This window comes from Allomuricauda sp. ANG21 (assembly GCF_040705235.1).
Classification (GTDB): domain Bacteria; phylum Bacteroidota; class Bacteroidia; order Flavobacteriales; family Flavobacteriaceae; genus Flagellimonas; species Flagellimonas marina.
This window is the reverse complement of the sequence record NZ_JBFCVT010000011.1, coordinates 875,708-899,219: the sequence shown is the minus strand read 5'-3', so window position 1 is coordinate 899,219 and position 23,512 is coordinate 875,708. Positions and strand designations below refer to the sequence as shown.

The following is a 23,512-nucleotide window of genomic DNA, read 5'->3' as shown; positions in this document are numbered from 1 at the left end:
TCTAATTCATTGATGATGATACGGCTCGTTCCGTAAAATGGTGAAGCCCCTATATAGCTGTTCCACTAAGAACAATCGAACCATTTGATGGGAAAAAGTCATTTTGGAGAGGCTGATTTTTCCATTGGCACGTGCGTAAATTGCATCACTGAATCCATACGGACCACCAATCGCCAAAACCAAATTTTTAATACCGCTGTTCATCTTCTTTTGAAGGAATTGGGAGAATTCAAGTGAAGTATACTGTTTTCCGCGTTCGTCAAGAAGTATCAAGACATCGGAAGACTGCAGTTGACCCAAGATCAGTTCACCTTCTTTTTCCTTTTGTTGAACTTCCGAAAGATTTTTACTGTTTTTGATATCAGGAATGATTTGAAACTGAAACTTTATGTAATGTTGCAATCTTTTATCGTATATCGATATAAGTTGTTCTAGATCAACACTATCCGTTTTTCCAATGGCAATCAAGGTAATCTGCATACCCAAAAATAAGGTTTAAAGTAATTACAACACTATGGGATTCGTGGAGAAGGAACAATGTTTTTATTATTTTCGTTAAAACCCCAAGTGGATGATATCCGAAGCACAATTTCAGAAAGAGCTTGACTTAATTATTGTCAACGCCATTCGAGAAGATGTAGGAGACGGCGACCATAGCTCCTTGGCATGCATTCCTGATTCAGCAACTGGAAAGGCAAAATTATTGGTCAAAGATGAGGGCATTATTGCCGGTGTTGCATTTGCAAAGCAAGTGTTCCAATATATTGACCCTGAATTGCAGGTTGATGAATTGATAACCGATGGTAGTTCCGTAAAATATGGAGATATTGTTTTTTATGTGGAAGGAGACTCGCAAAGTATCCTAAAAGCTGAGCGATTGGTGCTCAATGCCATGCAGCGTATGAGCGCTATCGCTACCAAGACCAAGCAATATGTGGACCTTTTGACGGGAACGGGGACCAAGATTTTGGATACGCGCAAGACCACGCCTGGAATTAGAGCCTTGGAGAAATGGGCCGTAAAGATTGGAGGAGGAGAGAACCACCGTTTCGCGTTGTACGATATGATCATGCTCAAGGACAACCATATCGATTTTGCAGGGGGCATCACCAAGGCTATTCAAAAAACGCAACAGTACTTGAAAGAAAACAAAAAGGATTTAAAAATTATAGTTGAAGCCCGTAATCTGAATGAAGTCGAGGAAATTCTTCAATCTAAAGGTGTTTACAGGATTCTATTGGACAATTTTAATTACGAGGACACCAGAAAAGCTGTCAAAATGATTGGTGACCAATGCCTGACCGAGTCGTCCGGCGGGATTAATGAGGACACCATCCGAAAATATGCCGAATGTGGTGTGGATTACATTTCCTCTGGGGCGTTGACCCATTCCGTGCACAATATGGATCTAAGTTTAAAAGCCGTTTAATGTCCGAAGTTATAGAAGAGCAGTTGGAAAAGATACCTGTCATTAATTGGGTGGTCCGATTAATGAAAAAGGTAAAACTCAAAGCGTTTGAGGGGCTCTCTCTATATGATCTAATAGAGATGTATCTTCTGGGAATCGTGCGCGGTGCTCTTTCCACCCGTGCCAGTTCCATTGCTTTTAGTTTGTTCATGGCATTGTTTCCATTGCTTATCTTCTTTGTAACGATGATTCCTTTTCTTATTCCGTTGGTCCGTGTGGGAAATGAAAATTTTGATGCGCAGTTCTTGGCTTTTTTGGAATCATTTCTCCCTTCGGCCACTGGTGATTACTTTGGGGACATTTACCAACAGATCAAAGACCAAAAACAAGGTGGATTGTTATCATCGGCGTTCTTGGTTTCCATTTTTTTAATGGCCAATGGCGTGAATGCCATTTTTGGAGGGTTCGAAAATTCATACCATGTGGAGTTGACCCGGAACTTTTTCCGTCAGTACGCCTACGCCCTCATGGTGGGATTGATTCTTTCCGTTCTATTGATTGTTGGAGCTGTGGTTTTTGTGTATTTCGAATTCTATATTGTGGAATATACGAGTGAATATCTTGGAAAAACCTTTGGTTATGATGTGGAAAAAGGAGATGCTCTGGGCATTCAAATTGCTAAGGTGGTCTTTTTTATGTGCCTCTCTTATTTTACCACGGCAATTCTCTATTATTTTGGAACAGCTGAAGGTAGAAAAGCACGATTCTTTTCGGCGGGTGCATTGATGACGACCTTACTGTTCTTGTTGACCTCATACCTTTTTGGAATTTATGTTGAAAAATTTGCGAGGTACAACGAACTTTACGGGGCTTTGGGGGGATTATTGATCTTAATGGTTTTCATTTGGTTAAATTCCAATATTCTTTTATTGGGATTTGAACTAAATGCAACCCTAAACTCATTAAAAAAACAACATGAGAAACGCCAAGAAGTGCAATAAGTGGCTTCTGCCGATATCATTTTTTTTGATTCAGGTGGCAAGTGGTCAAACTGTGGTCGGAAAATGGAAAACGGTGGATGATCGAAGCGGAATAGAAAAGGCTATTGTAGAAATTTACAAAGAAAATGGGTTGTTACAGGGAAAAATCGTAAAAATTCTGGAAGAGGGAAAACAAGATGCGATTTGTTCAAAGTGCGACGACGAATTCAAGGACAAACCCATATTGGGGTTGCACATTTTTAAAGACCTTAAAAAAAGTGACAAGAATGAATATAAGGGCAATGAGATGTTGGACCCGGAAAATGGCATAAAATTTAGGGGGAAGTTGTGGCTGGACCCTGATAATGAAGACCAGCTGAAAGTAAGAGGGTATTTAGTGTTTTTGTACCGTACGCAAACTTGGTACCGAGTTAAGGAGGAATAAATATGGATTGTTTTCTGGACGTTGTGCTGCCCATTCCACTGGAGCGCCTTTTTACGTACAGTATTACCCCACAAGAGGCAGATTTTCTACAGCCCGGTATGCGGGTGGCCGTTCCTTTTGGCAAATCCAAGATTTACACCGCTTTGGTATATCAAATCCACCAGAATGCTCCAACAGCCTATGAAGCCAAAGAAATTTATCAGATTTTAGATGAAACACCTTTGGTTAATTCGGTTCAGTTGAAGCATTGGGAATGGATTGCCCATTATTACATGTGCACTTTGGGTGAAGTAATCCGAAGTGCCCTGCCCAGCGCTTTTTTATTGGAAAGTGAAACTTTGGTGATGCCCAATAAAGAGGTTGAAATTGATGAAATGGAACTCAAAGACGATGAGTTTCTGGTCTACGAAGCACTTCAGCATCAAACCGCACTTAAAATTGGGGAAATCAGTGACATTGTAGACAAGAAACATGTACTTTCCTTGGTTAACCGATTGGTGCAAAAAGGTGTGGTCAACCAGAAGGAGGAACTTTACGAACAATACAAACCCAAATTGGTTCGGTATGTAAAGCTTTCCGATGTCTATGACAATGAAGTCCAACTGGAGGAGCTGCTCAATGAACTTTCCCGCGCACCCAAACAAAGTCAAGTAGTGCTTTCGCTTTTTCAAATACGGGCCAAGAACAACAAGCCCATCCTCATTGATGATCTGGAAAGGGAAAGTGGTGCATCAAAGGCGGTCATTAAGGCATTGATTGATAAAAATATTCTGGAAGAATACCACATCAGAAAAGACCGGGTAGATTACCGAGAAGAATCATCAGCATCAGAAAACATTGGGTTAAATGAACATCAGACCAAAGCTTTGGAAGATATCCACGCTGGATTTAATCAGAAGAAGCCTGTTTTACTTCATGGCGTAACGTCATCAGGAAAAACCGAGGTATATGTAAAACTGATCCAACAATGTTTGGAGGAAGGTAAACAGGCTCTTTACCTTTTACCTGAAATCGCACTGACCTCACAATTGATCAATCGATTACGCCATTATTTTGGACATAAAGTATCCGTATACCATTCAAAATATAGTATTCATGAAAGGGTAGAAGTCTGGAATAATGTTTTAACGAAGGCCGAAAAGGCTCAAATTGTCATCGGTGCCCGTTCTTCCTTGTTCTTGCCGTTTTCAGATTTGGGTCTAGTAGTGGTAGATGAGGAACACGAGAGCTCTTTTAAACAATTCGACCCAGCACCGAGATATCATGCCCGTGATGCGGCCGTTGTTTTGGCTTCCCTGCACAAATCAGATGTGGTTTTGGGCTCTGCTACGCCCAGTATTGAAAGTATGGACAACGCCAAGAAAGGCAAATATGGATATGCCTCCATTCAACATCGCTATGGAAATGTGCTGATGCCGGACATCAATTTGGTCGACATTAAGGAAGCTACCCGAAAGAAACGGATGAAAGGTCATTTCTCAGAAATCTTGCTGAAGGCGATTGAAGAGGCTTTGGAAGAAGGGGAACAGGTGATTCTTTTCCAAAATAGACGAGGGTTTGCCCCGGTGGTGGAATGCACTACCTGCGGTCATGTGGCCCAATGTCCCAACTGCGATGTTAGTTTGACTTTCCATCAGCATAGGAACCAGTTGCGCTGCCATTATTGTGGCTACCACATGGCGTTACAACAAGCTTGCTTGGCTTGCGGAAGTGCTACTTTGGACAATAAAGGGTTTGGTACAGAACAGATTCAGGAAGAGCTCAACCAACTATTTCCCAAAATTTCGGTTGGGCGGATGGATTTGGACACCACGCGAGGAAAATACGCCTATGAAAAAATCATTTCAGCTTTTGAAAATCAGGAGATGGATATTTTGGTGGGAACGCAGATGGTAACCAAGGGATTGGACTTTAGAAATGTGAGTTTGGTGGGTATCATGAATGCAGATTCTATGCTCAATTTTCCGGACTACCGTGCCCATGAGCGCAGTTTTCAAATGTTGACGCAGGTAGCGGGTAGGGCAGGGCGTACACAAAAAAGAGGAAAGGTGCTGATTCAGACCTACAATCCCTATCACCAAATATTGCAGCAGGTCACTACGAATAATTACGGCAAAATGTTTGCGGAGCAGGTCTATGAACGGGAGCAGTTTAAATATCCGCCGGTGGTACGTATCATTAAAGTGACCTTGAAGGACAGGGATTTCAATAAATTGAACGAGGCGGCCCAATGGATGGCCGATTCTCTGCGAAATGTGTTGGGGAACCAAATCTTGGGGCCAGAATACCCTCCCGTGGCTCGCATCCGAAGGGATTACTTAAAGAACATTTTAATCAAGATTCCGAAGAAACAATCCTTGGCGCAAACAAAAAATAGCATTAAAAGAATTGAAAAATCCTTTAATGCTATTTCAAAGTATAAAAGTGTAAGACTGGTCTACAATGTGGACCACATATAATTATTATACGTTAGCCAATGCTTCGGCCAATTCTGTCTTTTTATTTCTACTCAAAGGAATCTGTCTTCCCCCTACCTCAACATTTTTACTGTTGAACTTTTCAATCTTCTCCAGATTCACAATATAAGATTTATGGATACGTAGAAATTTTTCGGCGGGCAATTGCTTTTCGAAAGATTTCATGGTGGAAAGGATTACAATATTGGCTTCATCAGTAACCAATTTAATGTAATCTCCCAATGCCTCTATCCATTTAATGTCGTTTAAGATAACCTTACGTTTTTTAAGGTTGCTCTTTACAAAAATGTGCTCTTCATCCTCATCAACACGATTCAATTGTTCGTATTTGGCCACAGCTCTTTTTACTGAGGCTTCAAAACGGGCCAATGTGATGGGTTTGTGAAGGTAATCGGTTACGTCGTAGTCAAAAGCTTTGAGCGCGTAATCAGGTTTCCCTGTAATAAGGATGACCTGTGGTGGGTTCTCTAGGGCCTCTAAAAGGTCGAACCCACTGATGATGGGCATTTCAACATCCAAGAAAATCAAATCGACTTCATGGTTCTTTAGGCCGTTTTTGGCTTCAATGGCGTTGCTGTACTCAGCAACCAAAGCAAGATGTGGATGATTGTTGACCAATTTAGCAACGGCCATCCGCTGCATGGAAGAATCGTCTACAATTATACTTTTTAATTTCATAGAATGGGGTGATTTGTAGGGTTTTAAATCATCGGCAAATTACACAAAAAAGACGTTTAAGAGCAACAAAAGATGTAAACATGGTCTATTTTGTTGTGTATATTACCATATACGTTATGTAGATTTAAAGGGTTCATTTCTGTTAATAACTCTTGTACTTTAAACGAAGTTTTTTTGGTTTTCTTGCAAGGTGAAGGAAATATTACTAATTTTGCGCTCCTTTAAAATATAATATATGAACCATTACGAAACTGTTTTCATTTTGAATCCCGTTCTGTCTGAAACACAGATAGAGGAAACAGTCAAGAAATTTGAGGATTTCTTGATTAAGAATGGTGGCAAAATGGTCTCCAAGGAAGATTGGGGACTTAAAAAATTAGCCTATCCCATTCAGCACAAAAAAAGTGGCTTTTACCACTTGTTTGAATTTACCGCTCCCGGTGAGGCCATTGGGCCATACGAGTTGGAGTTTAGAAGAGATGAGCGCGTTATGCGTTTTTTGACCGTTAAATTGGACAAGCACGCAATTGCTTGGGCAGAGAAAAGAAGAACCAAATTAAAAGCTAACGCATAGGGTTATGGCATCTATTGAACAACAAGCAAAATCAAAGAAAGACGGGGAAATCAGATATTTGACCCCGTTGAACATTGAGACCAGCAAGCAAAAGAAGTATTGTAGGTTCAAAAAATCTGGAATCAAGTATATCGACTACAAAGACCCAGATTTCTTGATGAAGTTGGTAAACGAGCAAGGAAAATTGCTTCCAAGACGACTTACGGGTACTTCACTGAAATATCAAAGAAAAGTGGCACAAGCGGTTAAACGTGCACGCCACTTAGCGTTAATGCCGTACGTTGGCGATATGTTGAAATAAAAAAATACCGAAGAATGGAACTTATTCTAAAAGAAGATGTACAGGATTTGGGATTTAAGGATGATATCGTTTCCGTAAAGAACGGTTACGGCAGAAATTTTTTGATCCCTCAAGGATTGGCCACCTTGGCCACGCCTTCTGCCAAAAAGGTTTTGGCGGAAAACCTAAGACAAAGAGCCCACAAAGAGAAGAAAATCATTGATGAGGCCAATAAAACAGCGGAAGCCCTTAAACAATTGGAAATCCGTATTCCAGCTAAAGTTGGTGCAGGTGATAAATTGTTTGGTTCTGTAACCACAATTGACCTTGCTGCTGCGTTGGATAAAGAAGGACACCAAATTGATAGAAAATTTATCAATATAAAAGGAGGCGCCATCAAAAGAACAGGACCGTATGAGGCCATCATAAGACTTCATCGTGAAGTTATCGTTGAATTTCCTTTTGAGGTTATCGCTGAGGCATAATAAATACAAGCCTTTACTACAGAACTAAAAAAGAGCCATGCTTTGCATGGCTCTTTTTGTTATGATATTATTGGTATGCTGAGTTTATTGGTCTTGCAGTTTACTTTTTAAGCGGCCCTGCAGTTCGCTATCAGTCTGCAATGCCATGGCTATAGCTTGGTAACGTTCAATACTCATGCCTTCATTGCTGATGATTTCTTCGATTTGCTCAGTGAAGCCAACTTGCATTTGTTGCAGTTCGCTCATCAATTTGCCAAATCTTTGTTTTTCATCGTCAGTGGCATCCACTGATTTTTCTGGAGACGCGGAAGCTTGGTACATTTCATTGAATCTATCCACCTCAAAGCCGTTATCCTTAACCGTTTCCATTACTTTTTCTTGTGCCTCCATGTTTACTTTTTGGATATCTTGGAAAGCAGAGGCAATCTTATTCAATTCGGCATCGGTAACTTCAACCTGATCTTGGGCATTGACCAATGAAAAGGTGCTTACTCCCATGGTTACAAGGCAAACGAATATTGTTTTAACTAGCTTCAAAAATCTCATTCTATACGTGTTTTGTGTAAATGTTATTTTCCGAAACTACAATAAATTAAGGCGCTTCCCAAACTATGGTTGTTAACTATACCTTAATGAAAAATGTATCGATTTAACCGCGTACATGGTTTTTAAGGCAAAAAACAGGGCTTTTACACAGGATGAATTCATCAACTTAAAGGAGGCGCCGTCAAAAGAGTAATTCAGTATTAGGCCGCCATCAAACACCTTTTTGAAGTGGTTATGGAGTTTCCGGTTCAAGTGAATGCCTAAGCAAAATAAACATTATTTCTTCGTTAATAACTTGTTAAGAGCTATGCGTGCATAGCTCTTTTTTTTGTCTATCTTGCCGACACTCAAATAACTTAAACTCAACACGTATGAAGAAATTTTTACCCTTGGGAGTACTGTTTCTTATGGTATTCACCTCAGCAATCTCACAAGTCACTACCTCAAATATTCGGGGAACCGTACTTGATGACCAACAAGAACCACTACTTGGGGCCAATGTGGTGGCCGTGCACACCCCAACCGGAACACGTTATGGGTCTATAACGAACGAAGAAGGCCGTTACAATCTATTAAACCTTAGGGTGGGTGGACCTTATGAAGTAACCATATCATATGTGGGTTACAAGACCAACACTCAAACCGATATTTTCCTGACCTTGGGTAAAACATTCAATCTAGATGTGGTGCTTGTTTCGGACAGCCAACAATTGGATGAAGTGGTGGTCGTTTCCGATCAGTCCGGAACCTTTGGCAGTGACCGTACAGGGGCAGAGACCAGTGTGGGTCGGAGGGAACTCACCCGATTACCTACAATCACCAGGTCCACCAATGATTTTACCCGTTTGGAGCCTACCGCTAGCAATGGGTCTTTTGGAGGACGAAATGATCAATTCAATAATTTTTCTCTGGATGGGGCCATTTTCAACAACCCGTTTGGATTGGATGCCGCCCAACCCGGTGGACAGACCGATGCCAACCCCATTTCCATTGATGCCATTGACCAGATTCAGGTCACTACTGCACCTTATGATGTTACTCAATCCGGTTTTACAGGAGCTTCGGTGAACGCCGTAACCAAAAGTGGAACCAATGAATTTTACGGAACGGTTTATGGTTTTTATCGGAATGAAGATCTTACCGGAGGTAAAATAAAGGGCGATGATGTGTTCAAGGCCGATTTGAGCCAAACGCAATACGGAATCAGTATTGGAGGGCCCATAGTAAAGAACAAACTGTTCTTCTTTGCTAATTTTGAAAAAGATGATCGTACTGATTTGGGAAGTGCTGGTTTTGTGCCCAATCGCGGAACAGGAAGCATTAATGAGTCCAGAGTTTTAGCATCTGATTTTGAATTGGTATCCAATATCTTGGGTCAAGTATCCATTGGTGATGGGCAATTTTACAATCCCGGAAGGTTTGAAGGGTTCAATTTTGACCAAGAATCCACAAAGGGAATCTTCAAACTGGATTGGAACATCAACGAAAACAATCGATTGGCTGTAATCTATAATTTCTTGGACGCTTCCAAGGAAAAGCCAGCACACCCAACGGCATTGGGTTTTAGGGGGCCGAACCTGACCACCCTTCAATTCGAAAATGCCGGATACGAAATCAATAATAAGATTCAATCTGTTCAATTGGAATTGAATTCAACACTTTCCGATGAGGCCATCAATAAATTACAGGTGGGGTACACCCATTTTGATGATTTCAGAAATCCGAAATCAACCCCTGCGCCCACTATCACTTTGTTGGATGAAAATGGGAGCTCCAACTATATCATTGCGGGGCATGAACCCTTTTCCATCAATAATAGATTAGATCAAAAAGTATTTCAATTGACCAATAATCTCAACTTTTTTAAGGGAGACCATACCTTCACCGTAGGATTCTCTTTTGAAAAATTTGAATTTGACAACTCCTTCAACTTGGGAGCTTATGGAGCCCAGGGCGTATTTTTCCCAACGGGATCAATAGCAGACTTTAGAGACCCGAGCAACGAAGCGAGCTTGGTGGCATTTTATCAAGATGCTTTTAATGCTGCCATTGCAGCGGACAATGCCCTCAATGCTGCAGGAGAAGGCAACCCAGGTGGATGGGCCTTGGCCGAGACCAATGTGGGCCAATTGGCTTTTTACTTGCAGGATGAATGGAATGCTACTGAAAACTTTAAACTTACCTACGGTATACGATTTGACAAGCCGTTGTATTTTGATTCTTCGGAAAACGCGCAAGATGTTATAGATGTTGCACCAGCATATGTTCCAGATATTCCCTATGTCAATCCCAATAATGGTGAGACGGTATTTTTTGATTCCACCAAAATGCCAACGGACCAATGGTTGATTTCGCCAAGAGTTGGATTTAACTGGGATGTACATGGAAACAATTCCTTTCAACTAAGAGGTGGAACCGGTATTTTTACAGGAAGGTTCCCTTTTGTGTGGCTAGGAAACCAGATAGCCAACCCCAATGTTTTCTTTTACCAAGTGGTTGATCCAGATTTCAAATGGCCACAAGTTTGGCGAAGCAGCCTTGGTACCGATTACCGAATGGAGAATGGTGTGATTTTGACAGCAGACCTGTCCTACACAAAGGATATCAATGGTGCCCACGTACAAAACTGGGGTCTGCTATCTCCTTCGGAAACCTTGCAAGGCGTAGACAATAGGCCGGTATATGGAGCAGACGATTTAATTAACAATGCCTATGTTTTTTCCAATTCAGACCAAGGAAGAATTTGGAATGCCGTTTTCAAGGGACAGAAAACATGGGATAATGGCCTGTATGCAAGCTTGGCCTATAGCTATTTAAATTCCAAGGATGTAAATTCCATTGAAGCAGAAATTACAGGTGACGCTTTCGTTGCCAATGCTATTTCTGCAAATGCCAATGATGATGTGTTGTCATTTTCCAGATATGGGGATACCCACAGATTTGTGGGGGTTATCTCCAAAGCCTTTAAAACGGGAACAACGGTTTCTACTTTCTTTGAGTATGCTCAAGGAGGACGGTACAATTATTTATACGGAGGCGACATAAATGGCGATGGTTCTAGTATCAATGATCTATTGTACATTCCCACTGCGGCAGAGGTAAACCAAATGACGTTCAGTGGTGCTGGACAAGCAGAGGCATTTGAAGCTTTCATTCAACAAGATGATTATTTGAGTGAAAATAGGGGGCAATATGCAGAGCGTTATGGGGCTTTGGCACCATGGCGTGGCCGTTGGGACCTTAAAATCCTTCAGGATATTAAATTGGCCCCCAAGAACACCTTGCAGTTGAGTTTGGATGTACTAAATGTGGGCAATTTAATCAGTTCGGATTGGGGTGTCATTGAAATCCCAACTAACCAACAGGTCTTGGGGGTTACTGTGGATGAAAACAGCAACCCAACCTACACATTTGATACCAATTTGACTGAAACCTTTAGTTCAGACACCAGCTTGTTATCTAGATGGCAGGCGCAATTTGGAGTGCGTTACATTTTTAACTAGCACAACAGAAATACTATGGAAAGGCCGCGCTATTGCGCGGCCTTTTTTATTTTTGCACCATGAAATACAAAAGACTTTCAAAAGAGCAATTGGAGGAACTACATCCTGAATTTATCAACTTTTTGGCGACCCAATCCATTACTGCAGAGGAATGGAAAACCATTAAAAAGGAAAAACCTGAAGTGGCCGAAGAGGAAATCGATGTGTTCAGTGATTTAATTTGGGAAGGTGTGCTCTCCAAAGTAGAGTATTTGGAAAATGTATCGGAACGACACATGCACTTATTTCACTTGACGGAGAAAGAAATGAAACTTCTTTCTGTAAAAGTGATGAATCCAGAGATTGACCTACGCACCAAAGTGGGCTTTGACTGGTTCAAACGCAACTTTCAATCCGATTTTGTGGAATACCTCACTGCCTCAAAAGCCTATGGCGATGACAAAAATGCAGACAAGTTTGAAATCATAAAGCAAGGAGGTGTAATTACTAAAGGTGAGTTGTACCAGTGGTTTGAGCAGATTATGGAGTAGTTCAAATGCAGATATTAGATTTTAGACGTAAGACTTAAGAGTCAAGAGTCAAGAAACAAGACCAAGCTCAAGCTCAAGCTGAAGTTTAAAAATTACAAGTGCCAAACCCCAAACCTCAAACCCCAAACCCCAAACCATCATCTTCTTATCAACCTTCCTCATTATGCTTTCACCCTTCACCCAACACCCAAATTCCGAGAACAGAGACCCAAGACCCAAGAATCAAGAAAATAGATCAAACATCTTTAACCGTTTACATTTTACCCTTAACCCTTTACCCCAAAAAGAAAAGGCCCCCTTCCGGAAGCCATTTCTCATTTGTAATGATTATAGATATAAAGATTAGCGTGTATGCTAAAATTTTATTGGTCTAGTCCAAAATAACGCGCTACTTCTTTATAATCACTGATATCTACGCCTTTTGCCTTTAAAGAAGACTTTACATCCGCTTGGGATTTAAATACGATTGGGGTTTCTTCTGTACTGGTTGGGATAAGGATGACATGCACCTCAGTAAAAATAGTATTCCACCCTTGACCACTATACTCTCTTATTCTCAATTCACCTACAGTTATGAATGTTGAGAATTCATATTCGGTTAAAAGGTTTACTTTACCAGGTATAGAATAGTAGCTACTACCATCACTTAGGTATGCTAAAACTACATGAGTGTCTAGCACTTCTTGGGTCATTTCAGGAACGTTAAGGGTTACCGGATTTTCACCTCCAGCGTTACCAGAAGTGTCTACAATAATACGCTCCGCTGTAGTTCCTTGTCCATCTTCACCTTGGCAATCCAACGCATCAAAAACCTGATCGCCATTAATGTCTTCTTCGGGATCGTTTACACCATCACCGTTTAAGTCCCAGCAATTAATGCCGTCAGCACCATTAGCTCCGGCAGCTCCCGTAGGTCCAGTGGGTCCAGTGGGTCCAGTGGGTCCCGTAGGTCCAGCCTGTCCAGTGGGTCCAGCAGGTCCTATGGCTCCGTCCGCTCCATCTTCTCCAGAGCAAGATGTAATAAAGGCCATGGCGGCTACCATGCAGCCCAACATAAAGATTCTTTGTAGTTTCATAAATTTTAATTTTTTGTTTAATATTTCTTTCAATGATGACACGAATATAGCAGGGGCATTTGCCATATTTTGGGACTGATTGATGAATGCGCATTATGGATTGATAAATGACTGATATCTGGAAACGGATTAAAACATGAAAGGTTTTTCTTATTAATTGTGATAAGATGATAAAACTCAAAAATTCTTAATATTCCATCATATTTAACCCTTAACCGAGGAATCTGGAACCAAGAACTAAGACCAGGTTCAAAGTAAAAGCACTATGCTCAAGTTCAAGAACCTAGAAACAAAACTGGAGATGATGGATAAACAACAAGAGACAGTAATGCAATAACTGAATAACAAAGAACCAAGCATCAAATCCCAAGAACCAAGTTCAAGTATCAAGTTCAAGAATAATACACATGAAATTCCAAACTCCAAACCCCAAACTCCAAACCTGAAACCATTAACCCTTCAACCTTTTACCCTTTCATCCATCACCCAAAACCGTATATTTGCACGAGAATTTTAGATTTCATGGCACAAAAACCATCCATACCCAAGGGAACCCGAGATTTTTCACCTGTTGAGGTGGCCAAGCGCAACTATATCATCCAGACCATAAAAAAGCATTTTGAAGCGTATGGATTCCAGCCTATTGAGACACCATCTTTTGAAAATTCAGAAACCTTGATGGGTAAATATGGGGATGAAGGGGACCGTTTGATTTTTAAGATTTTGAATTCTGGGGATTTCATCTCCAAGGTTGATGATGTGACCTATAGCTCCAAAAATTCAGCTTCACTGGCACCGATAATTTCAGAGAAGGCGCTTCGCTATGATCTCACCGTACCTTTCGCGCGTTACGTGGTGATGCACCAGAATGAGATTGACTTTCCCTTCAAACGTTATCAGATTCAACCGGTTTGGCGAGCAGATAGACCGCAAAAAGGGCGTTTTCGTGAGTTTTACCAATGCGATGCCGATGTGGTGGGAGCAAACTCTCTCTTACAGGAGGTGGAATTTGTGCAGCTTTACGATGCTGTTTTTACAGATTTGGGGTTGAAGGGAACTACCATCAAAATCAACAACCGAAAAATTCTTTCCGGGATTGCCGAGGTCATTGGAGCCAAACATCTTTTGATAGATTTTACCGTGGCCTTGGACAAACTTGATAAAATAGGGGAGGAAAAGGTTAAGGCCGAAATGTTGGAAAAGGGGATATCCGAAAGCGCCATTATCAAAGCACAACCCCTGTTTTCCATGTCGGGCTCGGCATCTGAACAAATAGATGAATTAAAAACATTACTGTCCGAATCTGAAATAGGCCTCCAAGGTGTTGGCGACCTGGAAGAAATCATCACTACCATTGAAGCTATTGGGTTGCAATCAGCAAATCTTCAACTGGATGTCACTTTGGCCCGTGGCCTCAACTACTACACTGGGGCCATTTTTGAGGTTGCGGCACCAGAGGGCGTCAGTATGGGGTCCATTGGTGGCGGTGGACGTTACGATGACCTTACTGGGATTTTCGGGTTAAAAGATGTAAGCGGTGTTGGAATTTCCTTTGGGCTGGACCGTATTTATTTGGTTTTGGAAGAATTGAACCTATTTCCCGATACTTTGGATACTTCCTTGGATGTACTCTGCCTCAATTTTGGAAAAAGTGAAGGCCTTGCCGGGCTGCAATTGGTATCATCCTTGAGGAAATTAGGACTACGGGCGGATTTATATCCTACGGATACTAAGGTGCAAAAGCAGTTTAAATATGCGGATAAGCGAAGGATTCCCTATGTGATTCTTTTAGGAGAGCAAGAACTTGCCGAAGGTAATTTTGTAGCAAAAAACATGAAAACTGGTGAGCAAAAGGCCTACAAATTGAATGAAGCGGAGCAGTTTGTTGAATCGGTTAAAGCCGCTCTTTAATTTCCTTTATGATGGTTTTGTAGTAAGGTGTGCCGTGGGGGACATATTTCCCCGTGTTGGCCATGCCCCAGGTTTCATCAGCAAATCGGAGTAAGGGAACCAAATCCAAGGCATCCACTTCACTGTCTTGTTTAGTTAGATGGTTCAAGGGCTCTTTTAATTCACACAGAAAAACATGATGGAATTCAGCATCGGTAAAATCTTTTGAAATCCTGTGAACCGCCTTAAAAACACTGATGGGTTCTAGTTCCTCTCGCGAAATGGTAAGACCAACCTCTTCTTTAACTTCGCGTACCGCTGCCGTTTTTACATTCTCTCCAGATGCTACATGTCCAGCCACTGACACATCCCAAAGGGATGGATGGGTCTCCTTGTGCTTTCCACGCTGCTGAATGAGAATTCCACCATCTTTGGTGTAGAGCCAAACATGAACGGTAGGGTGAAAAAGTCCTTTTTGGTGCGCTTCGGATTTTAAACAGGATTCTCCCGTTGGTTTTCCGTGCTCATCCAAAATGTCGACATGCTCTTCCATAATGGATACAAAATCGTCAATTCGAGTGGTTTTTCGAAATGAAATAAAGAAAAATTGTATCGAGAATAGGTTGCGTTTTCAAAATTGCCAGTTCTCGATATAAAACTCCTTCGGAATCCCACTCGAACTGACATATTCGCACCCTGAACTTCATTCAGAATCACATAGGTATTAAGCCTTGTCATTTCGAAATGAGATACGGCGTATCGATTGAGAAATCTAAGGGTGAGATTTCTCACGTTTGTTCGAAATGACAATATAATTTGAATTTAATCACATCGAGCGCAGCCGAAATGCGCATTAAGCCCTATACCAAACTCGAACTGACTTCAGCGTTAATCAAAATAACTAAAGGTCTCACCATCTTTGATGGTCAATAGCGTTTCATAAATCAAACGTATCACATTTTCCACATCGTCCTTATGAACCATTTCTACTGTAGTATGCATATAGCGCAACGGCAATGAAATCAATGCAGAGGCTACACCACCATTGCTATAGGCAAATGCATCGGTATCCGTTCCGGTATATCGGGAAGCCGCCAATCGCTGGAAGGGTATCTTTTTAGCTTCCGCAGTTTCCAAAATACGTTCCCGAAGCTTGTTCTGTACCGCAGGAGCGTATGAAACCACTGGGCCAGAGCCAATCATGGTTTCCCCTTCTTTCTTTTTATCAATCATAGGGGTAGTGGTATCATGGCATACATCTGTCACGATGGCTACATTGGGCTTAATGGTCTGTGTGATCATTTCGGCACCACGCAATCCAATTTCTTCCTGCACAGAATTGGTAATGTACAGTCCAAAAGGCAGCTTTTGTTTGTTCTCGTGTAGCAGACGGGCTACTTCGGCAATCATAAAGCCACCAACACGGTTGTCCAACGCACGGCAAACAAATTTGTCCTTGTTCAAGATGTGGAATTCATCGGGGTAGGTGATAACACACCCCACATGAACTCCCATTTTTTCCACTTCTTCTTTGTCTTTGGCACCTATATCAATAAAAATATTCTCAATTTTTGGGGTTTCCTCTTTGGCCTTGTCCCGGGTATGGATGGCTGGCCACCCGAAAACTCCCTTCACAATGCCATTTTTGGTATGGATATTCACCCATTTGGATGGTGCAATTTGATGATCGCTACCTCCATTTCTTATGACATAGAGAAGTCCATTGTCAGTAATATAGTTGACATACCAAGAAATCTCATCGGAATGGCCTTCAATGACCACTCTGTATTTTGCATCAGGATTGATAACAGCAACCGCGGTCCCGTAGGTATCCGTAATGAAATCATCTACGTACGGTTTTAGGTACTCCATCCAAATTTTTTGCCCTTCCCATTCATAACCTGTAGGAGAGGCATTGTTTAAGTATTTTTCAAGAAACGTAAGCGATTTGTCATTGATAATTTTTCCTGCTGCCATGTGATTGATTTAGTCCACAAACATACTAATATTCACTTTTATTTAATAACCAAATCTTAGCTTTATCCTTACTTTTGGCAAGACTTTTGAGAAATGGAACAGATGCGAAGCACAATTTTTCTTGTTGGTTTTTTGGTATTTCAGGCCATTGGATTTTCGCAGGAGATTGAAAATGATTCTGTTGTAAATCCAAACGATTCCATTGCGGATTATTATGTGCGATTTGAGGGGGATTCCATTCTACATAGTTCCATTGAATTGGAAGAAGTCTATCTTTTTGGTAGATTGGAATTTGCCAACCGGGATGAAAGAATTCGGTACCTTATCCTTAAAAGAAAGACGTTGAAAGTATACCCCTACGCTAAATTGGCTGCTGAACGATTGGTTGAACTCAACGATAGTCTGAAGCATATTAAAAAACGACGGCACCAAAGAAAATATACCAAGAAGGTTCAAAAATTCATTGAAGAGGAATTTTCTGAAGAGCTCAAAAAACTCACACGCACCGAAGGTCAGATTTTAGTGAAGTTGATATACCGTCAAACAGGAACTACCGCATTTGATTTGGTAAAAGAACTTCGGAGTGGGTGGCGTGCTTTTTGGTACAATACCACAGCCAGTTTGTTCAAAATAAGCCTTAAGGAAGAATTTCATCCAGAAAGCATACATGAAGACTACTTGATTGAGGATATTCTACAACGTGCCTTTGCAGCCAATCGGTTGGAACGGCAGAAATCTGTACTGGATTACGATTATGCCCAGTTGAGCAATAAGTGGAAAAATGCTTCTTCGGAGTCGAAAAACTAGTTCTTGGATTTCTTTTTGCCAAACACCGAATCCATGACAATGTTTACGGACCGGAATCCTAAATAAATGGCTAAACCTCCAAACAGAATTCCCAAAATCAACACAGGAATGAAAAGAGGGTTATCTTCATTTCTAAAGGCCTGGTAGATTAAAAATGGACCTAAAAACATGGCGGCCACAGTGTAACCAAACGATTTTAAACCTTTTACCAAAAGTTCCTTGTCTGTTCGCTTCATGGGACCAAAGTAGGAATATTAGCTTATATTTAGCGGGTATCGTATAAAAATTGACCATGGAACTACTCGTTTTGGGCGTAGTGGTGCTTTTTATTATCGTGGCAACGGTAAAGTTTAAAATGCACCCTGTTTTTTCCTTGACCGTTGCGGCCGTTGCTTCTGGATTTCTATTGGGACTTACTCCCAAGGATATTATGAACACTATTTCAGAAGGGTTTGGAAAAACGCTATCTGGAATAGGTTTGGTCATTGCCTTTGGAACCGTTATTGGTATCTATTTGGAGAAAACAGGAAGTACCCAAGTCTTGGCCAATAGCATTTTAAAGCTTATCGGTTTAAGGCGTTCCCCTTTGGCCATAAATTTTGCCGGATTTGTAATTTCTATTCCGGTGTATTGCGACTCTGGGTTTATTATCCTTTCCTCCTTGAACAAGGCTATCAGTAAAAAAACGGGTATTCCGGCCACAGTTTTTGCCATTGCATTGGCCACGGGGTTGTACTCAACCCATGTGTTTGTGCCACCCACACCCGGACCTTTGGCTGCTGCAGCCATTATGGAAGCTGATTTAGGTGTGGTAATGACCTTGGGGCTTTTGGTGGCCATACCGGTATCTATCTCGGGGTATTTTTGGGCACGATTTATTGGAAAATCCCTCAAAGAGGATGAAACCTCCGAAGCCAAGGAAGAAAAGGATGAGGTCCAATCTACGGTTAAACCGTTCCAAGCTTTTCTACCCTTACTGGTTCCCATTATTTTGATAGCCATGAAATCCCTCGTTAATTACCCAACCTATCCCTTAGGAGGGGGTTGGTTGTTTATGGTATTTGATTTTTTGGGAAGTCCCATTATTGCGTTGTTGGTTGGGGTGTTGTTCGCTTTTTCCCTTGGTAGAAGCTTTCCCTCTAAAGAAAAGCAAGGGTGGGTGACGGAGGCCTTCAAACAGGCGGGTGCCATTGTTTTGATTACGGGGGCAGGTGGTGCTTTTGGTGCCATTTTACGGACTATTGATGTGGCCTCCCTCATCAATTTGGAATCGGGTTCTGGGGTAGGCGGCCTTTTGATAGCTTTTGTGATTGCAGCCGTCTTGAAAACCGCCCAAGGTTCTTCCACAGTCGCTATCATTACTACCTCGGCCATAATAGCTCCCTTATTGGAAACATTTGGATTATTGTCCATAACCCACAAGGCACTGGCCGTTTTGGCTGTTGGGGCAGGAGCCATGACGGTTTCCCATATCAACGACAGTTATTTTTGGGTGGTATCCCAATTTTCCAATATCAATGTAAAAACTGCGCTGCGGGGCCATACCTTGGGAACCTTGGTACAGGGTATTACAGGCATTCTAATGATTTTGGTATTGTATTTTGTGATGTAAGGACGAAAGCTTATTCAATGGTGATGCTCTGGGAATATTCTTGTACCACGGCAAAATAGCCCAGCGCAAATTCATTGGGAATGTTGACATTGTCAAAGAAGTCGATATTATCCAATTCTGTTACATCAAATATGTTTCCCCGAACTGTTGCCACAGGAGTTTCAAACACCCCAAAATTATCTTCAGTTTGTTCAATGAGTAGGTTCATATAATTGTAAAATGACTGGTCTGCACCCAATAAACTAATGGTAAGCTCCTGGCCTGGCTCAAATTTTTGTTCATAGAAGTAGGAAAGCTTAAATTGTTGGCCTTGAATAAATTGATCATCCGTGGTAACGAAATTCCCAAATCCCATATCGAACACGTAATAGTTGGTCCTATCTGGATTGTCTGTAAATGTTATGATAACCTCAGTCTCATCCTCATTGAACAATGTTTGGTCACCAATCTCAATACCGTCAATGGGCACGGCGGGTATATAGGTTGTGCTGGCATAGTAAAGTTTGTCCTCCCAATCGATTTGCAATAAAATTTCTTCACCTTCAAGACCTTCCATGAAGTTACGTGATCGTACAGCTTCATAAACCCCAGAACCGGGGTTGTCAGTGTCAACTAGAATAGCACCGGCCAATGTAATTTGTTCCAAGTTGGTCACGGGTATTTCACCGAAGAACGAATTGGAGAGACTAACCTTTACCCGTAGGTTTACAAAATCTGAATTGGGATTGACACGCACCAGGGCATTTACAATAAGCCTAGGGTTTTCTTGCGGAACATCCACTTCAACAACATCTTCGCATCCACAAAAGAAGAGGGTGCCACAGATTACCAGATATTTGAAACGATGGTTTCGCAAAAGTTACTTATTGAATAATCAGGTTACTTGAAAATTCTTGAACCACTGCAAAATAGCCCAAAGCATAGTCATTGGGTCGCTCTACATTGTCAAAAATATCGATGTTGTCCAGTTCAGTGACGTCAAATACGTTTCCCCGAACAGTGGCCACTGGCGTTTCAAAAACACCACCATTATTCATAGTCTGTTCTACCAATAGATCAATGTAATTATGAAAATCTTGATCAGCTCCCAAAATGCTTACCCTTATCTGTTGACCCGGTTCAAGTTCATTGTCGTAGAAGTAGGAGAACGCAAATTGTTGTCCCATAAAAAACCTATCATCCAAGGCTTGAAAATTACCAAAACCAAAATCAAAAACATAGAAATTGGTGTGGTCCGGATTATCGGTTATAGTCACAATTACTTCGGTCTCATCTTCGTTAAAAAGGGTATCATCCCCTTGTTCCAAATTGTCAATGGGTACCGTGGATGCATATTCGGTTCGGGCGAAATAGGATTTGTCCCTATGGGAAATCTGCAATATAAAAACGGTTCCGGGTTCAGCACTTTGTGTCCTTATGCGCTGGTCCGATGAGAAGTTGGGGTCTGGGACATAAATTCCGGTACCAGGTTCTTCCTCGGCGAGAGAGGAGAATGCTAAACTATCAAATTCCCCAAACTCATTGGGAATACCATAGGCAATTACGGCACTTTCCACTTGCGTGGGCGGGTTATCTTCAAAAAAATTGCTGGTTTCCCGCATGGCTATCCTAACATCAATGAACTCTTGGCTTTTGTTTACCCGTAAAAGTCCATCAACAATAAGCCGTGGCTCAGTTTCTGGTAGGTCAACATCCACGACATCTTCACATGAAGTGAATATTAAAAAAGCCCCTATAATGACGACTACTTTTTTCATGCGCTAGAATCTAAAATTATAGGTTACTGCTGGAATTATGCCAAATATCGAAGTTCGAATCGCTTCGTTTCGCCCCGTGTCCTCGTTCTCCCTAAAGTTAATGGAAGCTGCATTTCTTCTGCTATAAAGATTGTAAATACTGAACACCCATTCGGACTTTACTTTTTTACGCTCATTTCTTTTTGGGGTCAATATGGCCGATACGTCCAGTCGATGGTAGTCAGGAAGTCGCTCTTTGTTGCGAAGCCCGTAGTAGGGTGCTGTCAGTCCTTCGAACTCAAATTGCCCAACCGGATAGTTGGTAGGTTGTCCGGTTTGATAAATGAAATTGGCATTAAAGTTCCATTTCTTATTGAGGTTATAGCTTGCGTAAACGGAAAGGTCGTGCCTTTTATCATAAGGTGTGCTGTACCATTGACCTTGATTGATTCCTGTCTCCAAATCAGAGCGACCAGTGTCAATTCCGAGGGCCCTAAGATCTCTTGGAGGGGTTCTTTGTTCCGATTTTGACCATGTATAGGCTAGCCATCCGGTCAACCGTCCTTCATTCTTCCGAATCAAAAACTCAAGCCCGTAAGCGCGAGCTTCACCGTTTAATATGACCCGTTCAATGGCTTTGTTGGCAATAAGATTTGCGCCATCAATGTAGTCTATTCTGTTCTGGATATCCTTATAAAAAGCTTCGGTTTCAAAACTGTAGTCACCATCTTTGATATTTCTAAAATAGCCCACGGCAAATTGATCTAACAATTGCGGATCCACAAAAGGGCCGCTAGGGGTCCAAACATCCAAGGGCGTAGGCGAACTGGTATTGGATAGCAAATGAAGATACTGAGCCAAGCGTGTATAACTGGCCTTGATGGAACTTTTACCCTTAAAATTATACGAAGCGGAAATCCTTGGTTCTAGGTTGAAAAACTTCTTTAGGGTACCACCTCTTCCTGGATTGATGGTGTCTATCGGCGTGGCTTCTTGGTAAACGAGCGTGAAAGGGTCAAACTCAACTGGATTATTATTTTCATATACGTAGAACTCATCCTGTCCCAATCGGTTAAACTGACTGGCCCGTAACCCATATTGCATGCTAAGGTTTTCGGTGATTTGGTGTTCGATATCGATATAAATGGCATTTTCATTGGCGTATTTCTTGGTGATTTGTTCTTCCACAATGCCAGAATCGGGGCTATTCGGTTTAATCCGTCCCGGATTGAACACGTAGTAGGTGTTGTTTAAACCATAATTAAGTTGAAGCTTATCGTTGATGTAATGTTTAAGATCGTACTTTAGGTTGAAGTTTTGAATACCTGAATCCCATTCAAATCCCACAAAATCAAGCTCTAAGCCATAATAATAATCGGAATAGATAATGGACAGGTTCGAGAACAATCTATCAGAAAACAAATGGTTCCAGCGAAAATTTCCAACAGCGTTCCCATAAGTATTTACAAACCTATCACTAATGCTGAACAGGTCACGTCCAAAATATCCTGAAAGAAAAATGTTGTTCCTATCATTGATCTTATGGTTGATCTTGGCATTCAGGTCATAGAAATATGCCTTGTTGTCGACATCAAAAAGTGGAAGGAATAAATGTGCATAAGATGCTCTTCCCCCTACCAAAAAAGCGGTTCTGTCTTTTTGAATGGGTCCTTCCAGCAATAATCTACTGGCTACGGCTCCAATGCCCCCGTTAACCTTAAAATCCTTGCTGTTTCCTTCTTTTTGAAAGATTTCGAGTACAGAGGAAACCCTTCCACCGTACCGTGCTGGAATACCGCCCTTAAATAGCTTTACATCCTTAATGGCATCTGGGTTGAAGACCGAGAAAAAACCAAATAAGTGGGATGTGTTAAAAACGGTGGCCTCATCCAATAGAATGAGGTTTTGGTCCGCTGCGCCACCCCGTACATTGAATCCAGATGAAGCTTCACCGGCATTGGAGACTCCTGGTAAAAGCAGGAGGGATTTTATAACATCTGCTTCTCCAAGCACCACAGGAATTTGTTTGATGGTCTGCACGGCCATGGTGTTGACGCTCATCTGTGGTTTGCGGATATCCAACCGTTCCACATCATCGGTAACAACAACCTCTTCCAGTTCTTCGGCTTCTTCCAACAAGTTAAAATCGCGTTTGATATTGGAATTTAGGTTGATGGTCTCGCGAATATCCTGAAAACCCAAATAGCTGACCACTAGGGTATATTCCCCTTCAGGGAGCGTAATGGAATAAAAACCATATTCATTTGTGGTAACACCTGTTTTGAGTTCGGGAAATGCAATAGTGACACCTATTAAGGTTTCATTGCTATTGGCTTCTGAAATGGTGCCACTAAGTGTAAACTTTTGTTGGGCTTGGGCAAAAACACCGAAAAGGAGTAGGCCAAGGCTGAGGACAAAATGTCTATTCGGCATTTTTTAGATTTTCCTAAAAATACACATTAAATATTGAGTTGGAAAACCTAAATAGCCCAGTACAAAATAAAATTT

The 23,512-nt window shown here is 41.5% G+C and carries 22 protein-coding genes; 12 read left to right on the top strand and 10 right to left on the bottom strand.

Going from position 1 to position 23,512, the window contains the following annotated elements:
• Positions 1–6: 6 nt before the first annotated feature.
• Positions 7–480 carry a 23S rRNA (pseudouridine(1915)-N(3))-methyltransferase RlmH gene (rlmH, locus tag AB1A65_RS12900; protein ID WP_366589803.1) on the bottom strand — a complete coding sequence of 158 codons (474 nt, stop codon included), beginning with the start codon at positions 478–480 and terminating at the stop codon, positions 7–9.
• 91 nt (positions 481–571) lie between these two features.
• Between rlmH and nadC the strand changes: the two genes are divergently transcribed.
• Genes nadC through priA form a run of 4 tightly spaced genes read left to right on the top strand, consistent with a single transcriptional unit; the run spans position 572 to position 5,292 of the window.
• Positions 572–1,429: a carboxylating nicotinate-nucleotide diphosphorylase gene (gene nadC / locus AB1A65_RS12895; RefSeq protein WP_366589801.1), complete on the top strand. Its 858-nt coding sequence runs from the start codon at positions 572–574 to the stop codon at positions 1,427–1,429.
• Complete coding sequence (locus AB1A65_RS12890) at positions 1,429–2,409, top strand: YihY/virulence factor BrkB family protein (protein WP_366589799.1); 981 nt, start codon at positions 1,429–1,431, stop codon at positions 2,407–2,409. Before nadC ends, AB1A65_RS12890 begins: the two co-directional genes overlap by 1 nt.
• The gene (locus AB1A65_RS12885) at positions 2,384–2,833 is read left to right on the top strand and encodes a DUF2147 domain-containing protein (RefSeq protein ID WP_366589797.1); all 450 of its coding nucleotides are present in this window, start codon (positions 2,384–2,386) and stop codon (positions 2,831–2,833) included. The genes AB1A65_RS12890 and AB1A65_RS12885 overlap by 26 nt, the downstream gene beginning before the upstream one ends.
• 2 nt (positions 2,834–2,835) lie before the next feature.
• Complete coding sequence (gene priA / locus AB1A65_RS12880) at positions 2,836–5,292, top strand: primosomal protein N' (RefSeq protein ID WP_366589794.1); 2,457 nt, start codon at positions 2,836–2,838, stop codon at positions 5,290–5,292.
• Between the two features lie 3 nt (positions 5,293–5,295).
• Here priA and AB1A65_RS12875 read toward each other — a convergent pair whose 3' ends face one another.
• Positions 5,296–5,988: a LytTR family DNA-binding domain-containing protein gene (locus tag AB1A65_RS12875; RefSeq protein WP_366589791.1), complete on the bottom strand. Its 693-nt coding sequence runs from the start codon at positions 5,986–5,988 to the stop codon at positions 5,296–5,298.
• Between the two features lie 235 nt (positions 5,989–6,223).
• On the opposite strand from AB1A65_RS12875, the gene rpsF reads away from it, so the two are divergent.
• The 3 genes from rpsF to rplI are packed head-to-tail and all read left to right on the top strand — an operon-like array spanning position 6,224 to position 7,327.
• A complete protein-coding gene (gene rpsF, locus AB1A65_RS12870) occupies positions 6,224–6,562 on the top strand; it encodes a 30S ribosomal protein S6 (RefSeq protein WP_067036297.1) in 339 nt (112 codons plus the stop codon).
• Positions 6,563–6,566: 4 nt separating this feature from the next.
• Complete coding sequence (gene rpsR / locus AB1A65_RS12865; RefSeq protein WP_014031368.1) at positions 6,567–6,863, top strand: 30S ribosomal protein S18; 297 nt, start codon at positions 6,567–6,569, stop codon at positions 6,861–6,863.
• A 14-nt stretch (positions 6,864–6,877) separates the two neighbouring features.
• Entirely contained in the window at positions 6,878–7,327 is a 450-nt protein-coding gene (gene rplI / locus AB1A65_RS12860; RefSeq protein ID WP_366589789.1) for a 50S ribosomal protein L9, read from the top strand.
• Between the two features lie 84 nt (positions 7,328–7,411).
• Here rplI and AB1A65_RS12855 read toward each other — a convergent pair whose 3' ends face one another.
• Positions 7,412–7,825: a DUF4168 domain-containing protein gene (locus AB1A65_RS12855; protein ID WP_366589786.1), complete on the bottom strand. Its 414-nt coding sequence runs from the start codon at positions 7,823–7,825 to the stop codon at positions 7,412–7,414.
• A gap of 419 nt (positions 7,826–8,244) precedes the next feature.
• On the opposite strand from AB1A65_RS12855, the gene AB1A65_RS12850 reads away from it, so the two are divergent.
• Together AB1A65_RS12850 and AB1A65_RS12845 are read left to right on the top strand one after the other, a co-directional pair.
• A complete protein-coding gene (locus AB1A65_RS12850) occupies positions 8,245–11,376 on the top strand; it encodes a carboxypeptidase regulatory-like domain-containing protein (RefSeq protein WP_366589784.1) in 3,132 nt (1,043 codons plus the stop codon).
• A 59-nt stretch (positions 11,377–11,435) separates the two neighbouring features.
• Positions 11,436–11,906 carry a DUF6495 family protein gene (locus tag AB1A65_RS12845; RefSeq protein WP_366589781.1) on the top strand — a complete coding sequence of 157 codons (471 nt, stop codon included), beginning with the start codon at positions 11,436–11,438 and terminating at the stop codon, positions 11,904–11,906.
• Positions 11,907–12,268: 362 nt separating this feature from the next.
• Here the strand turns inward: AB1A65_RS12845 and AB1A65_RS12840 are convergent, their stop codons facing one another.
• Positions 12,269–12,982 (bottom strand): hypothetical protein, encoded by a 714-nt coding sequence (locus AB1A65_RS12840; protein ID WP_366589778.1) that lies wholly within the window; start codon positions 12,980–12,982, stop codon positions 12,269–12,271.
• Positions 12,983–13,504: 522 nt separating this feature from the next.
• Here AB1A65_RS12840 and hisS point away from each other — a divergent pair.
• A complete protein-coding gene (gene hisS / locus AB1A65_RS12835) occupies positions 13,505–14,893 on the top strand; it encodes a histidine--tRNA ligase (protein WP_366589775.1) in 1,389 nt (462 codons plus the stop codon).
• On the opposite strand, the gene AB1A65_RS12830 is transcribed toward hisS, so the two are convergent.
• Both AB1A65_RS12830 and AB1A65_RS12825 read right to left on the bottom strand, forming a co-directional pair.
• Positions 14,877–15,425, bottom strand: a complete 549-nt coding sequence (locus AB1A65_RS12830; protein ID WP_366589773.1) for an NUDIX domain-containing protein — start codon at positions 15,423–15,425, stop codon at positions 14,877–14,879. The genes hisS and AB1A65_RS12830 overlap by 17 nt on opposite strands.
• A gap of 335 nt (positions 15,426–15,760) precedes the next feature.
• Positions 15,761–16,849, bottom strand: coding sequence for a M42 family metallopeptidase (locus AB1A65_RS12825; protein WP_366589770.1), 1,089 nt, complete (start codon positions 16,847–16,849; stop codon positions 15,761–15,763).
• 102 nt (positions 16,850–16,951) lie between these two features.
• Between AB1A65_RS12825 and AB1A65_RS12820 the strand changes: the two genes are divergently transcribed.
• Positions 16,952–17,656 (top strand): DUF4294 domain-containing protein, encoded by a 705-nt coding sequence (locus tag AB1A65_RS12820; RefSeq protein WP_366590204.1) that lies wholly within the window; start codon positions 16,952–16,954, stop codon positions 17,654–17,656.
• On the opposite strand, the gene AB1A65_RS12815 is transcribed toward AB1A65_RS12820, so the two are convergent.
• Positions 17,653–17,892: a DUF6095 family protein gene (locus AB1A65_RS12815; RefSeq protein ID WP_366589767.1), complete on the bottom strand. Its 240-nt coding sequence runs from the start codon at positions 17,890–17,892 to the stop codon at positions 17,653–17,655. The two genes, AB1A65_RS12820 and AB1A65_RS12815, sit on opposite strands and share 4 nt — an antisense overlap.
• A gap of 56 nt (positions 17,893–17,948) precedes the next feature.
• Here AB1A65_RS12815 and AB1A65_RS12810 point away from each other — a divergent pair, with 56 nt between their 5' ends.
• Complete coding sequence (locus tag AB1A65_RS12810) at positions 17,949–19,268, top strand: GntP family permease (protein ID WP_366589765.1); 1,320 nt, start codon at positions 17,949–17,951, stop codon at positions 19,266–19,268.
• A gap of 10 nt (positions 19,269–19,278) precedes the next feature.
• Here the strand turns inward: AB1A65_RS12810 and AB1A65_RS12805 are convergent, their stop codons facing one another.
• The 3 genes from AB1A65_RS12805 to AB1A65_RS12795 are packed head-to-tail and all read right to left on the bottom strand — an operon-like array spanning position 19,279 to position 23,437.
• Positions 19,279–20,124 (bottom strand): DUF4249 family protein, encoded by an 846-nt coding sequence (locus AB1A65_RS12805; RefSeq protein ID WP_366589762.1) that lies wholly within the window; start codon positions 20,122–20,124, stop codon positions 19,279–19,281.
• Positions 20,125–20,131: 7 nt separating this feature from the next.
• Positions 20,132–21,025: a DUF4249 family protein gene (locus AB1A65_RS12800; protein ID WP_366589760.1), complete on the bottom strand. Its 894-nt coding sequence runs from the start codon at positions 21,023–21,025 to the stop codon at positions 20,132–20,134.
• 3 nt (positions 21,026–21,028) lie between these two features.
• Positions 21,029–23,437 (bottom strand): TonB-dependent receptor, encoded by a 2,409-nt coding sequence (locus tag AB1A65_RS12795; RefSeq protein ID WP_366589758.1) that lies wholly within the window; start codon positions 23,435–23,437, stop codon positions 21,029–21,031.
• Positions 23,438–23,512 lie beyond the last annotated feature (75 nt).